The sequence below is a fragment of the Nitrospirota bacterium genome, assembly GCA_016214855.1.
Lineage (GTDB): Bacteria > Nitrospirota > Thermodesulfovibrionia > Thermodesulfovibrionales > UBA6898 > UBA6898.
In genome coordinates this window covers 18,206-31,627 of the sequence record JACRMT010000002.1, presented here as the reverse complement: position 1 = coordinate 31,627, position 13,422 = coordinate 18,206, and the positions used below count along the sequence as shown (strand labels likewise).

The window sequence follows — 13,422 nt, the reverse complement described above, 5'->3', positions numbered from 1 at the left end:
TTGTAAGCGTGTAAGCTGATGCTACAGATGCCGTATGATCTTGTCCTTCACTTCTGTGAAGGAGTAGTTATATTTTTCAGGCTTTCTGCCGAAGCAGGTGCCAAGGCTCTCATAGAGACCTATCTCGGTAAGATCGACCTCTCTGCGTTTGATCGCTTCAGAGGTCTCCTTAAAGTAGATCTGGCTGCCGTCAACATTAGCCACGGTCACGCCTGCCTTGCCTGAGATCAGCAGCAACACTGCAGCTGCTCCGGTCTTGTACCCAAAGACAACGTCGTATGCTGACGAACCGCCGCAGCGTACCAGATGTCCGGGAGTTACTTCCCTCACCTCAGGGATCTCATACACACCCGGCGCATACATGCCGCTCTTTTTCATAAACTCGATGACCTCAGGATCTGACTTGAGCCGTTTTTCGAGCTGCTGCCTCACGAACTTGCCTGCACCGGCAAGCTTCTTGTGGCCGAAGGCGTCAACGCCGGCCGATTCATCATAGAGCATTTCACCATTGGCTATTTTCAGGCCTTCAGCCACGACCATGATATAGGTGCCGGCCTTAACATCGCTCCGCATGACCCTGCCGAAATAAGTCATCTTCATATGCTCATATACCACATCAAAATCAACCGGGATCTCAGGGATCAGGATACAGTCAGCCTCTGCTCCAATGCCGCCCCGGAATGCAGTATGGCCGACATATCTGCCGAAGACTTCGACAACCATCACCCGGTTATGGCTTAATCCGGTTGTCTTGAGGTCCCTGGTGAATGTCGCGATCCTGTTTATTGACGAATCTCCGCCAACACTGTACGGCTGCAGATCAAGGTCCATGGTCTTTGGAACATGGATACAGGGTATGCCTTGTGAAGAGAGGTCAACAACAACGCTTCCTGTATCATCACCGCCGCTGATTACGAGTGCGTCAATGCCGAATTTTTTGAGGCCTTCCTTGATGCGGTCATATTTCTTTTCGTCCTTTATCTTGCTGATCTTCACCCGTGAATGGCCCGCCTCGGACCCGGCAAGAGACGCCTCGATGCGGCTGACGCGCTCAGCATTGAGAAAAACCACCTCCGGGAGCTCAATGAGGTTGTAGAGCCCCGCGTAACCGTTTGGAATGACAACAGACTCGATTCCCAGGGCATATGCCTCTCTGGCCACCCCTTTAATTACCGCATTCAGGCCGCCGCAGTCGCCGCCGCTGGTGATGATCCCTATACGCTTTATCGATGTCATGAAACCCTCCTGATAGGTTTGAGGTTTTATATACAGAGAAGTTTATACCATAGAGGAAGATTTTTTAAAGAGGCAGATGACGGTCAAAGCCTCCTCTTACGGCTTTTCTTCTGCTCTCGATATGCTCTGATAACTCGGCGCTATCCTTGCATCCCATGAACTCCGAAGCGCTTTTGAGGCTTTCTTCATCCTTCTGAAGAACAGCCTCGCCCCGTAATCTCAGGAGGCATTCTATCGTGCGGAAAAAGATATATATATCCGTTAACATCTTCGCCTCTGCCTGCGCAATGACACCCGCAACTGCAAGCCTGCGTATCGCTGCAAGCGTATTCTGCACAAGGAGCGTCCTATGCCTTGCGCAGTTCTTCAACTGCAGGAACTGGACCATGAACTCGATCTCTTCAATGCCGCCGGGGCCGAGCTTGATATCGTATCCCTCAGACTCTTTGGCGCGCTCGCGCATGATCCTCTCGCGCATCTGCCTGATATCGGATGCAGTTACCTTCGAGCCATGAGCAGCAAGTGTTTCATGCGCCATCTGCATGAATGCACAACCTGTCTTCATATCTCCGGCAGCAGGTCTGGCCTTGAGCAGCGCCTGAAACTCCCAGAAGGCTGCAGACTCTGCATAATATCTTCTGAATGCCTCAACTGATGAGACCAGCGGGCCCTTTGAACCTTCAGGCCGCAGTCGCGTGTCCACGCTGTATGCAATGCCGTCACGGGTGTATGAGATAAGCATCCTGAGCAGTTTTTCAGCAGCCTTGGTCTGCTCGAACTGAACATCCCCCTGGGACACGAATATAAGGTCGAGATCAGATCCAAAGGCGATCTCCCTGCCGCCTAACTTGCCGAAACTCATGATCGCCATTCCCTTCTGCGCCTCGCCGCTCTGCTCGAACGATGAGGAGAGAACCGCCTCTGCAGTCCTGCTCAGTCCTTTGGTCACCTTGATCACATCGGTCCTCTTCTGGAGAAAAAGCAGTCCTATCCTGATCTCTTCCATCTGCTTCACCAGCCGCACAGCATCGCCTATTGATCCGCCTTCTGACATGGCCTCTCTTATCTCGGAGCGAAGCGCGCCAAGACTCTTGCGCAGGGTCTCCTGCCAGCCTATCATCTCGAGATGCTGGGGCCGGGCCATGAGCATCTTCGACAGATAGTCGCTTTGGGAAAATACATAGACAATAAGATCGATGAGCGTCCTGTTCTTGCTGAATACTTCAAGATAAGACTCGTTTGTGCTGAGGAGTTCAGCGAATGCCTGAATATGGTTCAGCGCAATATCAGGATTGCCGGACCTGAGACCGCTGTCAACGAACATGGGGAGGATATCAGAGAGAAGTCTTCTGCCCCTCAGGGTCTGGAAGTTGAAGGTACTGTCCCTGATCGACCGGATATTTCGCAGGGCCTTATCAACATCTCTCAATCCTGCCTCTGACAGGAACTCCTTCAGTTCAGTGTCAGAGAACTCTTCGTCAAAGAGCGTATGGCCTGTTGAAGATTCTTCTTTCCTGGCCCCAAAGAGCGAATCATAGATGGTGCGCACCTGCGTTCTTCTCTCCTCAAGATCATCAATAAACACGCTCTTTGATGCATGGCCCATCTTCCTGCTGAATACCTGCAGTTCCGCATCACCGGCCGGCAGGGTATGGGTCTGCAGGTCATTCACCTGCTGCAGCCTGTGCTCAAGGGTCCTCAGATACCGGTAATTGTCAGAAAGGATACCATAGTCGTCCATCCCGATGAGCCCTTTCTGAAAGAGGCGGTGCAGTATCTTCAGCACATTCCGTTCTTTGAGCAGAGGTTCCCGTCCTGCATAGATAAGCTGAAGCGCCTGGCTGAAGAACTCTATCTCCCTGATGCCTCCATACCCTCTCTTGATATCAGTCTTTTTGAATGTAGCATCGATGCGCGTTTTGAGTTTGCTGATCTCGTCAATGGCACTGAAGTCGAGATACTTTCTGAAGACAAAGGGTCTGATCATCTCCATGAAATCCCTTCCGAGCCCCTTGTCCCCAGCCACAGGACGCGCACGCAGGAGCATTGCCCGTTCCCATGCCCTTCCCCAGGATTCGTAATACATCTCATATCCTCTCAGCGTAAGGGCTATTGCTCCGCGCTGACCCTCAGGCCTCAGTCTCAGATCGACCCTGTACACGAACCCTGCCTCAGTGTTCTGGGAAAGGAATTTGGAAAGCTCCTCGCCGATCTTGCAGTAATATTCATGGTTCGATATCCTGTTCGTACGCGTGCCCTGACTGTTCAACACGCCTGACGTCTCGCCGATCTCGGTGTTGTACACATACATGAAATCAACATCAGAACTGAAGTTCAGCTCTTCTGCGCCGAGCTTCCCCAGTGCGATCACCGAGAATTTCTCGTCTTCAGGGGATCCGTAGATGCTGCTGACATACTGCCTGATGATATTGAGAGAACCTTCGGTGATCACATCCGCAAGACAGCTCATCTCGAACATGATATCCACGAGATCAGCCTTTTTCAGAATGTCCCTGAGCGTTATCTTCAGGATCTCTTTCAGCCTGAACCTGCGTACAGCGTTCATGTAAAGAGGCAGCGTAGTCCTCTGAGGGGCTTCACTAATAGCATCAAACTCCCGCTTCAGGGCAATAGCGACAGCTTCCCGTTCAGGGGCATTCTCAATCGTGCTGATCGCGGCAAAAAGGTCTTCGGGATGGGTATTGCTGTAGTTTGCAAGGAACTGACTGTGGCTGAAAAGAAGGGAGATGCTTCTGATATGTTCCTGAAGCTCGCCGCCCCGTTCAGGGTTCTCCTCAAGAAACGATGAAAGGTTCTTAAGCGCCCTGTCAGGATCAGGCGTTGCATTAGCGGCCTCTTTAAGGAATAGGGGCATATGTTAAGGATTATGACAGTCAGTCATGCATTTTTGAAGGCCTCAGGAATTTTTAAAAAGTTCCTGAACAAACAACTGTCTATCTATCTTCAAATGTCCCGCAATATCCCTGATGATTGTATTCATCGTCCCTACTTTTAGCGGGGTATGGTTCGGAATTGTAATGTGGTGTTCTTTATCGCCAGTATTAGTCGTCAACCTGATATGGCTGCCTGTCTGCCTCGTAATCTTGTAGCCATATTGATCAAGTAGAGTGGCCAGCTCTTTGCCAGATAAGTCTCTGGGTATTTTAGGCATAGGAGAAAACTTCTTCTTTTACCTGATGAAGTCTTATGACCTTAGGAATATCACCCTCATTATCAAAGTGACAGCTTAATGCATCCTTGATGTTAGCCTTCAGTTCAGCGATAGTATCTCCCTGAGTGAATATTGACAGTCCAAGGGCATTGGCACTGTAGCCTCCATCAATGTCTTCTTCGACTATAAAAATCAGTTCATTCATGAGCCACCTCCTGGTTCATTATATCAAAATGAAGCCTTTATCTCCCCATGCAGATCAATTCCTTCAGCGTTTTCCCGGTTTCTTCTTCTCCGGTCCCGGCAGCAGGCTGGTGTATTGGTGGTACAGTTCAAAGAGGAAGGCCACACGCTCGGCATCTGATGCAAAGCTTTTACTCTTAGTTCAATATTGCCTGTGGTATAATTGCGGCATCACCCCAAGAGGTCTATAACTTATGATTATCATACATAAAATTGATGATTTTCTCTTCAACCTTTTCCCTGCCGCTAAGGAAGGAAGGAAGGAAGATAAAGACCTCTCCCTCTTAAAAGAAGAGATTGCCAGCTACTATACCTTCGGGCCCTTCAAACCGAAAGTCGAGATTCAAGATGACCTGATCACCGTAGAGATCGACACAACCGCAATTACCAGCCAGAAATCCGACTTTGACACTGTTGTCAAATATTGCGAAACAGGCAAGTTTAACAAAGCAAAACCGATCCTCGAAAAACTTATCAAGAAGAACCCCACTGTCTCGGAATATCACAGGATATTAGGCCAGATATACTCTGACGAAGGCAGCCAGGAAGAAGCCATAAACTGTCTGATCGACGCCCTGCGCTGGGACCCGAAAAACACACACGCCTTGACCATGATGGGCAATATCTTCGCCCGGTCAAAAAACGACATCACAACCGCGATGTCCTATTATGAACATGCCCTTGTAGTAAAGCCTGATGATCACATCGCCATGAATAACATAGGCGCCAATCTCATTCAGTTAAACCGGGTAGAGGATGCGGAGCGGTATTTTGAAGCGGCACTGGCTATAAACAGTAGCTATCCAAATACCCTCTATGCCCTGAGCATGATACATGATGCGAAGGGCGACCATCTCAAGGCCTTCGACTTCGCCATACAGGCGCTGAAGAAATCTAAAGCAGGTCACCCCGTGCACAACAATGCTGTAGAGATGGCACGGCAAGTAAGTTCAAAAGCAGTTCAACAAATTGATCCGGCGGAGATGTTTAATCAGTATTCCCAAAGGCTGGCCATCGAATCAGGAAAGGTCATTGATGTTATTGAAGATGATACCATCCCGACACCTGCGAAAATGGAAATGGCGGAGAATTATAATCGGGATAACCATATCATAAGATTCAAGAAAGACAGATTGGCCGTAGCCCATCTGATGATGCACGAGCTTGTCCATCTTGATTTAGCCGTGCAGTGCCGCAAAGTAAACGCTAATTATCTCTTTGTCGCAACCAAGGCACAGAAAGAGCAGTTCATCAGAGACAATGAACCGACGCTTCAGCGGCTTAACAGGGACGGTCTTGGCGACAAGGTCATCGCTGACTATATCGACGCCCTATTTAGCGGAAGCAACAGCCAGACCTATAACACACCGATCGATCTTTTCATCGAGGACTTTCTTAATAAGACATCCCCAAACTTGCGGCCTTTTCAGTTTCTTTCGCTTCTGTCTTTGCTCAAGGAATATATCGATGCGGCAACAAACAGGCAGATACTTGAGCACACCCCTGCGAAGATCAGAAACGCCAATATTATATTAAGTCTTACCCATGCCTTTCAGTTCAGGGATCTATTCGGCTATGACATGAGCCCTCTGTTCAAGGCAACTGCTCCTCAGATGAAAACAGCAAAGGAGTTCTATACCGATTATCTGAAGTATCAGAAGAACGCTAAAGCTGTTGAGGCGCACGAGCTGATCCGGAAATGGGCAAAAGAACTTAAAGTAGCCGCTTATTTCAGCCTTATTGAAGAGAGTGAATACCGGAGCAGGCCTGCAACGAGTGCCGAGAGTGTTGTTGATATCGAATTCGCCGAACCCGCCTACCCCACTTTAGCAAAGGGGGGCGAGGGGGGATTTTCAGGCATTCAACAAGAGCCCGCCGGTCAAATGGCAATCACCATGTATTGCCTCGGCGCACTGCAATATTTTCAGGACAAGGAACTGCCGGAGATACAGAAGGTTGGCCTTGAGATAGCTATGTTAGGCAGGCAGGGGATCGACCCGGCTAATCATGATAAGAAATACTCCTTAATAAGCATCCCCGGCAAAGAGTTCTCCGGGCTTCAGCTCCTCGCGTATATGTACGCAGCCTTTCAGGTAATAGACCCGTTTCTGGATACAGGGTTAGCGTTCAAGAAGGAATATGAGGAAGCTAAGAAACTGTATGAAAAAAGATAAAACCGAAATAGAAGAAATAACTGACCTTCTGATCAAGTTCAGAGATGAGCGCAATTGGGAGCAATTTCACAACTCTAAGGACTTGGCACTGGCTTTGTCTATCGAGGCTGCCGAACTCAATGAGCTTTTTCTCTGGAAAACTGCCGAAGACGTCAACGTCGGAAAACTGAAAGAAGAACTGGCTGATGTTCTCATCTTCGCCTTCTTGCTTGCCAGAAAGTATAAGCTGAATATCAGTGACATCATGATGGAAAAGATTGCGGTCAACGAGAAAAAGTATCCGTCAGAAAAGGCCACGAATACAGCGAGGAAATACGATGAACTCTAATCTACAGCAAACTATGGCGTGTTGATATGAGAAATATTTTCATAGCTTATATGGCACCAGGCAACTATGAACAAATGGTACATTACCAGGACACCATAAAGAACAAAGTGCCGCGAAACCGTCTTTTTCAATACTTAGATCGCAACATACAAAACATCCTGAGAAACATCTTTACGGACAGGCCAGTCACAGTTTGGGGTTCGCGAGATACCAAAATCAATCGTGGGCGTTTTGAAAATATGTCACCAGGAGATGACATTCTCATAATAGAAGGTGACACGATAAAACTATTGGGCAAGATAGCAGCAACGGCAGTAAACTCTGACTTATCAAGAGAACTATGGAAAAATTTGGCAGGTGATACGACCACAGTTTGGAGCCTGATTTATTTTATTGCAAATCCAATCGAGATAGATCTTCCTTTTACAACTATAAATTCCCTGTTTGGCTATCGGAGAAATTATCGCCCACAGGGCTTTACCGGTATCGCCCATGACAAGCTCGAAGAGTTTTATGGCAAGTATGACGATCTCTATTCCATACTTTTGCGCATCAAGCAGGGGCAACAATACGAAGTCAGAAATACAGAAGAGCAATTACAAGTAAAAGAAGATATCGTCGTAGAGCTCCAGCCAGAAGACGTAGAGGAAATTCTTAAGGAGAAGGAACTGTCAGATCATGTAAGGATACAGTGGAAGCTTGTTCATTTGGGACTAAAAACTGGCGCAAAAGTATGGATCCCGCGTAATGATCAACCGAAAATACAACGTGAATTTGATTTCAGTGATTTTGAGCCTACATTTTCTTCAGGTATAGATATGCCAGCAAGATATGTTGAAAATATCGATGTTGTATGGAAAGAGGAATTTCGAATTGATGCAGCATTTGAAGTTGAACATTCTACGGCAATATATTCTGGGCTTCTCCGTTTTGCGGATTTGAAGATTATAGCGCCAAATATAAATTATCCTCTTTTTATAGTGGCCCCAACTGCTAAAAAGAACCGCGTGTTTGACCAGTTAAAGCGACCTTCCTTTAAAAAACTTGGCATGGATAAGGAAGTGAGATACCTATCTTATGAAGCAATTGACGACATTGATAAATTTTTTGAGAGCTCAAACAGCGGCCTAAGCGTTGATCTTATAGTCGGGAAGTCAGAAGCGGTTAGATAATATAATCATTCCAGAAGGTCTGGGCCTCAGCGCGTTCGGCCTTCTCGCCTTCCCATTCGCGGGAAAAAGCGAGAGCCCGGTCCTTTATTTCATTCAGCGAAAACGGCATAGCAATCAAATTTGCCTTATATTGTCGAATAGAGCTCTGTACCACAAATAGACCTGTCTGCTTCCGAAGCCAGTTTCATAAAATCCCAGATTGAAAACTCTTTGTGTAGCCTTAAACCGGAATGCAAGGCCGCTATCAAATTTACGTTTCATTTACGACCTTTCTTTTTTTGTTTCAGCAATGACTTTATTGAGCCCGGCGGCAGGAAGTTTTCTCCGGTAACTACCTTCCTCCCTGTTTTTGCTTCCAGTTCACGCCTTGCCTTCCTAGCAATACCACCGCCCTTTTCACCTGCTTCTTTATTTTCATCCATGCCGGTTGCGCTCACACTTTCAGCAATTTGCCGGGTTGAAAGTTCGGCAAGCGCCGTAAAGATCAGTTCTGCTTCGCTCATATGGTCTCTGAGGTTCTGCGTCTTCAGTCCCTTTAAGGCCTTGTGCTTTTTTACCGATACCCCCGACCATTCCTGGTGGATTATATTGGTCAGGATAGCATACTCCTCTTCCTTTGTTATCTCGTGTCCTTGCCAGTAGTCGGTCAGCTTATTACGCGTCTCCTGCCCCATCATCCGCTGCTGAATCCACTTTTCGCTTCTGCCATGCTGCTGCCAATATTCACGCGCCCGGTCAAGCGAGCGTGCCGGATCACTCATATCCTGCAAGCGTTCATAACCCACTTTGGCCAGCCAGAGCTTGATCGGCTCTGCTTTAGGGCTCGGAACGGACTGTATCAAGCGGAGCAGTGTTCCAGGATTAGCAGCATCAGTAAGATATTTTTTGCCGTCGGCTGCTTCCATTTTCAGTTGGTGACAATTTGTCACCGACTCACTTCCTTCTTTCTTGAGCCTCTCTTTCAGCTTGTTCCAGTATTTTCGGGCAGTCTTGTAATCAGGTTGCTGAATCAGCACCTGTATAATGTCCACTACCGAAAAATACCATGTTTCGGTCTCCTCGTCGTAATGACGGCGGATTTGTTCCCCTTCAAAAACAGCTAATGATTTTTCTGGCATCTTTGCCCCCCTTGCACGGTCCTGAATACGATCTGATTTGCCTTCTCGCCTTCCCCTCGCGGAAAAAAGCAAGAGCGCAGTCCTTTATTTCATTCAGCGAAACTGCATTATCTATTTCCTCTCGCTCTCCCACAGTCTGGGATCGATCGAGTCCCTGATGCCTTCGCCAAGGAGGTTGTACCCGACAACGGTTATAAGGATGGCAAGGCCGGGGAAGACCGAAAGCCACCAGGCAATCTCGATATTGTCCTTGCCGAGGGTGAGGATGTTGCCCCAGCTCGGCGTTGGCGGCTGCACGCCAATTCCCAGGAAGCTGAGCGCTGATTCCACAAGCACGGCGCCTGCAATGCCGAGCACTGCTGATACCAGCACCGGTGCCATGCTGTTGATCATGATATGCCTGAATATGATGCTGAGATCGCTGGCGCCAAGCGCTCGGGCGGCAACAATATAATCCCGTTCCTTTACAGAAAGGAACTCTGCGCGCACCAGCCGCGCAACACCCATCCATCCGGTGAGCCCGATCACGATCATGATGTTCCAGATGCTCGGCTCCACAAAGGCAATAACCGCAAGAATAAGAAAGAAAGTCGGGATCGTCAGCATGATGTCTATGAAGCGCATGATGATCCGTTCTGTCCATCCGCCATAGTACCCTGCGATCGCTCCGAAGAAAATGCCGATAACAGACGCAATACCTACTGCCACAAATCCCACCGCAAGGGAGATGCGCGCACCCCATATCATCCTGCTCAGCACATCCCTGCCGAGGTCGTCGGTCCCGAGCGGATGATGAATATCAGGCGGCATTAGAATATGCTTCCGGTCAATATCATTCGGCTTATACGGGGCAACAAACGGGGCAAAGACTGCTGCAACGACAAGACAGAGCACAATGACAGCGCCTGCAACTGCAAGCCTGTTCTGGCTAAACCGTCCCCAGAATATATTGCCTAATGAAGCTGTACCCATTGCTTCCTTAATCCCTCCCCTGAGGTCCATATGCGCTAACGTGCGAAGAAGTTGTATTACTTGAAAAATCCCCCTCATTCCCCCTTTTCCAAAGTGGGATGTTCTGAATGCCCTCTTGCTTAAGGCACCTACTGTTGGTTGACAAAGAGGGGTTAGGGGAGATTTTATGGTTACTAAAAAAAGTCATCTCCCTGTCCTTATTCTCGGATCAGCGAACATATACCCGATATCCGCAAGCAGGTTCCCGATAAGCGTAAGGAACGCGCCGATCGTGAGGATCGCCATGATCAGGGAATAGTCCCTTGTCATAACACCGTTAAAAAAGAGCTGACCCATGCCCGGAATGCCGAATATATTTTCGAAGATCACACTGCCTCCGATCAGTCCCGGCACCGAAAGACCGACAAGGGTGATAAGTGGAAGCAGCGCATTCCTGAAGGCATGGCGGTATATGACCGTCTTCTCAGGCAGACCTTTTGCCCTCGCTACGGTCACGTAGTCCTGACGGACCACTTCAAGCATGCTGGAACGCATATACCGTGAATCTGCAGCGAGCCCGCCAAATGCCGCGACAAACATCGGCAGAACAAGGTGCTTCAGCCTGTCCAGGACCTTGCCTCCGACAGAGAGAGAATCATAACTCATTGATTTGAGCCCTGATATCGGCAGCCAGTCAAGGTACACGCCAAAGAGCATCATCAACAGAAGGGCGAGCCAGAATGAAGGCATCGCAAAACCGAGAAAGACCGTTGTGGTCGTGATCTTGTCGTAGAGCGTGTTTTGGTGTGTAGCAGAGGAAATGCCGATCGGTATGGCAATCGCAAGAATAATGATCATGGCGATCAGGTTCAGCATGAAAGTTATGAAAAGCCTCCGCTCAAGCAGGGGCTGCTTGGTATCCCAGATCTTCTGCATCACCGGCCGCCTGTCCATCGAAAAGGATTCGCCGAAATCGAGCTTCACGATCCTTTTTAGCCACATGCCATACTGGACGATCACCGGCTTGTCGAGATTATACAGCTTTTCGAGCCGCTCCCGCGCCTCGGGCGTCATCTTCGGGTTCATCTCTGAGAGCGCATCAGTCGGCTTGCCAGGTGCAAGGTGAATGATAAAGAACGAAATGAGCGTGATGCCGAACAGGGTCGGTATCATCTCGAGAAAGCGCTTTGCAAGATACTTGAGCATTATTGCACCATGGTATGCCGCTGCAAGGGCTTCGGCACGTACCATTTAGGCATATTATAGCTGATGCCTATGGCAGTCGGCTTGATGTTCTTTATCCTTGCATGCACGATCGGCGTGGCATCAGGGACATAGAGAAAGATGTACGGCACCTCATCAGCAAGGATCTCCTGGATCCTGAAATAGGCCTTTTTCCTCTCCTCTAGAGCAAATGTCCGCCTCCCCTTTTCGAGCAGCTGATCAACCTCAGGATTGTTGTAGCTGATGAAGTTCAGCTCCTTCTCCTTTGTCTTGGAAGAATGCCAGATATCGTACTGATCCGCGTCGAGACCGATCGACCAGCCGAGGAGTACAGCCTCGAACCGCTTCTTGTCTATGAACTGGTTCACAAAGGTTGACCATTCAACTGTCCTGATCTCGACCTTTACGCCGATCTTCTCAAGCCGGGACTGGATGATCGTTGCCGTGTTCTTGCGCAGGTTATTGCCGGCGTTCGTCAGGATCGTGAAGCTGAACGGTCTGCCGTCCTTGTCGAGGATGCCGTCTCCGTCCCTGTCCTGCCAGCCTGCCTCTTTCAGAAGTTCTATTGCCTTTTCAGGGTTAAAGTCGTATTTCCTCACGTTCGGATTGTACGGCCAGGTGTTCGGCACATACGGGCCGGTCGCAGGCGTCCCGAGGCCGAAGAGCACGACATCAACGATCTCGTTTTTGTCTATGGCATAGGACATGGCCTGTCTCACCCTTTTGTCCCTGAACCAGGGATGCTTCTGGTTGAAGGCAAGGTGCGTATAGCTGAATGCCGGATACCGGTATTTCCGAAAGCTGTTTTTGAAAAAGGCATTGTCTGTCTGCTTGGTATACTGGATCGGCGTCAGTCCCATGGTATCCACCTCTCCGGTCTTGAGAACCAGAAACATAGTGGCAGAATCTGGTATCACCTTATAGATGTACCGGTCAATGTAGGGGCGTCCTTCAAAATAGTCCCTGTTCGATTCGAGGATCAGTTCCTGGCCTGATACCCACTTGGCAAGTTTATACGGCCCGAGACCAACAGGATTTCTGACCAGATCGCTCTTGGTGATGTCCTTGCCTTCAAGCAGATGCTTCGGCAGGATCACAAGGCTCGTCCAGCTGGTGAGCGCAGGCGCAAAGGGCTTTTCATACGTGACCCTGAAGGTATAGTTATCTAACACCTCTGCCTTCTTCACCTGAAGAAAATCCTCTTTATAGGCTGAGGGGGTCTTCTCATCAATGATCGTCTTGTACCCGAACATCACATCCCCGGCAGTGAACTCCACGCCGTCAGTCCATTTAACGCCCTTTCTGAGGTGAAACGTGATGATCAGACCGTCCTTTGAGATGTCCCATGATTCTGCAAGGTCCCCAATAACGCTCAGGTCAGTATCATACTTGACCAGTCCATTGAAGATAAGGCCAGCGACATTGTGCGAGGCGCTGTCGCTGGCAAGCATGGGGATAAGGTTCGATGGTTCGCCGATAACCCCCTCGATGATCGCATCGCCGTATGCAGGCTTATCATCCGCTGTCTGCAGATCAGCTGCTGTTTCAGGCAGTTTCACTTTCTGCTTGCAGGCAGGCGTCAGCAGCATCAGGATCAGGATGACAATAAGCGTGGAAGAAGAGGCCATTCCCATGGAATTAAGGATACTGTAATATTTTCCTGTTTTGCAATGAGGGGAATGGCATATCGCAGAGAACGATCGTATGGGATATTTGTCAGGCCGGAAATGTCAGAGGAAAGAGCAAAAGGTGATGACTGTTTTCTCCCCTACTTGGGCCCTATGCTAAATAATATGCCCGAAGC

At 48.9% G+C, this 13,422-nt stretch carries 11 protein-coding genes; 3 read left to right on the top strand and 8 right to left on the bottom strand.

The window, feature by feature from the left end; translation table 11 throughout:
• Window positions 1-21: 21 nt before the first annotated feature.
• The 4 genes from HZB62_00230 to HZB62_00215 all read right to left on the bottom strand — a co-directional run bounded on the left by HZB62_00230 (window position 22) and on the right by HZB62_00215 (window position 4,613).
• Window positions 22-1,227: a 6-phosphofructokinase gene (locus HZB62_00230; GenBank protein MBI5073591.1), complete on the bottom strand. Its 1,206-nt coding sequence runs from the start codon at window positions 1,225-1,227 to the stop codon at window positions 22-24.
• A gap of 73 nt (window positions 1,228-1,300) precedes the next feature.
• The gene (gene glnE, locus HZB62_00225) at window positions 1,301-4,111 is read right to left on the bottom strand and encodes a bifunctional [glutamate--ammonia ligase]-adenylyl-L-tyrosine phosphorylase/[glutamate--ammonia-ligase] adenylyltransferase (protein ID MBI5073590.1); all 2,811 of its coding nucleotides are present in this window, start codon (window positions 4,109-4,111) and stop codon (window positions 1,301-1,303) included.
• 42 nt (window positions 4,112-4,153) lie between these two features.
• Window positions 4,154-4,408, bottom strand: a complete 255-nt coding sequence (locus HZB62_00220) for a type II toxin-antitoxin system HicA family toxin (protein MBI5073589.1) — start codon at window positions 4,406-4,408, stop codon at window positions 4,154-4,156.
• Entirely contained in the window at window positions 4,401-4,613 is a 213-nt protein-coding gene (locus HZB62_00215) for a 2-oxoisovalerate dehydrogenase (GenBank protein MBI5073588.1), read from the bottom strand. Before HZB62_00215 ends, HZB62_00220 begins: the two co-directional genes overlap by 8 nt.
• Before the next feature lie 232 nt (window positions 4,614-4,845).
• Here HZB62_00215 and HZB62_00210 point away from each other — a divergent pair, with 232 nt between their 5' ends.
• The 3 genes from HZB62_00210 to HZB62_00200 are packed head-to-tail and all read left to right on the top strand — an operon-like array spanning window position 4,846 to window position 8,325.
• Window positions 4,846-6,825, top strand: coding sequence for a tetratricopeptide repeat protein (locus tag HZB62_00210; GenBank protein MBI5073587.1), 1,980 nt, complete (start codon window positions 4,846-4,848; stop codon window positions 6,823-6,825).
• The gene (locus tag HZB62_00205; protein MBI5073586.1) at window positions 6,812-7,153 is read left to right on the top strand and encodes a nucleotide pyrophosphohydrolase; all 342 of its coding nucleotides are present in this window, start codon (window positions 6,812-6,814) and stop codon (window positions 7,151-7,153) included. The genes HZB62_00210 and HZB62_00205 overlap by 14 nt, the downstream gene beginning before the upstream one ends.
• 26 nt (window positions 7,154-7,179) lie before the next feature.
• The gene (locus HZB62_00200) at window positions 7,180-8,325 is read left to right on the top strand and encodes a hypothetical protein (protein MBI5073585.1); all 1,146 of its coding nucleotides are present in this window, start codon (window positions 7,180-7,182) and stop codon (window positions 8,323-8,325) included.
• 257 nt (window positions 8,326-8,582) lie between these two features.
• Here the strand turns inward: HZB62_00200 and HZB62_00195 are convergent, their stop codons facing one another.
• From HZB62_00195 to HZB62_00180, 4 genes are all read right to left on the bottom strand, one after another.
• Window positions 8,583-9,443, bottom strand: a complete 861-nt coding sequence (locus tag HZB62_00195) for a Bro-N domain-containing protein (protein ID MBI5073584.1) — start codon at window positions 9,441-9,443, stop codon at window positions 8,583-8,585.
• A 111-nt stretch (window positions 9,444-9,554) separates the two neighbouring features.
• Window positions 9,555-10,415: an ABC transporter permease gene (locus HZB62_00190; protein ID MBI5073583.1), complete on the bottom strand. Its 861-nt coding sequence runs from the start codon at window positions 10,413-10,415 to the stop codon at window positions 9,555-9,557.
• A gap of 183 nt (window positions 10,416-10,598) precedes the next feature.
• Window positions 10,599-11,600 carry an ABC transporter permease gene (locus HZB62_00185; GenBank protein ID MBI5073582.1) on the bottom strand — a complete coding sequence of 334 codons (1,002 nt, stop codon included), beginning with the start codon at window positions 11,598-11,600 and terminating at the stop codon, window positions 10,599-10,601.
• The gene (locus tag HZB62_00180; GenBank protein MBI5073581.1) at window positions 11,600-13,252 is read right to left on the bottom strand and encodes a peptide-binding protein; all 1,653 of its coding nucleotides are present in this window, start codon (window positions 13,250-13,252) and stop codon (window positions 11,600-11,602) included. The genes HZB62_00185 and HZB62_00180 overlap by 1 nt, the downstream gene beginning before the upstream one ends.
• Window positions 13,253-13,422: the final 170 nt, after the last annotated feature.

What these genes read in the sequence shown, in the direction of transcription:
- glnE (MBI5073590.1), bottom strand. Translation starts at nt 4,111, where the DNA reads ATGCCCCTATTCCTTAAAGAGGCCGCTAATGCAACGCCTGATCCTGAC.
- HZB62_00220 (MBI5073589.1), bottom strand. Translation starts at nt 4,408, where the DNA reads ATGCCTAAAATACCCAGAGACTTATCTGGCAAAGAGCTGGCCACTCTA.
- HZB62_00215 (MBI5073588.1), bottom strand. Translation starts at nt 4,613, where the DNA reads ATGAATGAACTGATTTTTATAGTCGAAGAAGACATTGATGGAGGCTAC.
- HZB62_00210 (MBI5073587.1), top strand. Translation starts at nt 4,846, where the DNA reads ATGATTATCATACATAAAATTGATGATTTTCTCTTCAACCTTTTCCCT.
- HZB62_00205 (MBI5073586.1), top strand. Translation starts at nt 6,812, where the DNA reads ATGAAAAAAGATAAAACCGAAATAGAAGAAATAACTGACCTTCTGATC.
- HZB62_00200 (MBI5073585.1), top strand. Translation starts at nt 7,180, where the DNA reads ATGAGAAATATTTTCATAGCTTATATGGCACCAGGCAACTATGAACAA.
- HZB62_00195 (MBI5073584.1), bottom strand. Translation starts at nt 9,443, where the DNA reads ATGCCAGAAAAATCATTAGCTGTTTTTGAAGGGGAACAAATCCGCCGT.
- HZB62_00190 (MBI5073583.1), bottom strand. Translation starts at nt 10,415, where the DNA reads ATGGGTACAGCTTCATTAGGCAATATATTCTGGGGACGGTTTAGCCAG.
- HZB62_00185 (MBI5073582.1), bottom strand. Translation starts at nt 11,600, where the DNA reads ATGCTCAAGTATCTTGCAAAGCGCTTTCTCGAGATGATACCGACCCTG.
- HZB62_00180 (MBI5073581.1), bottom strand. Translation starts at nt 13,252, where the DNA reads ATGGGAATGGCCTCTTCTTCCACGCTTATTGTCATCCTGATCCTGATG.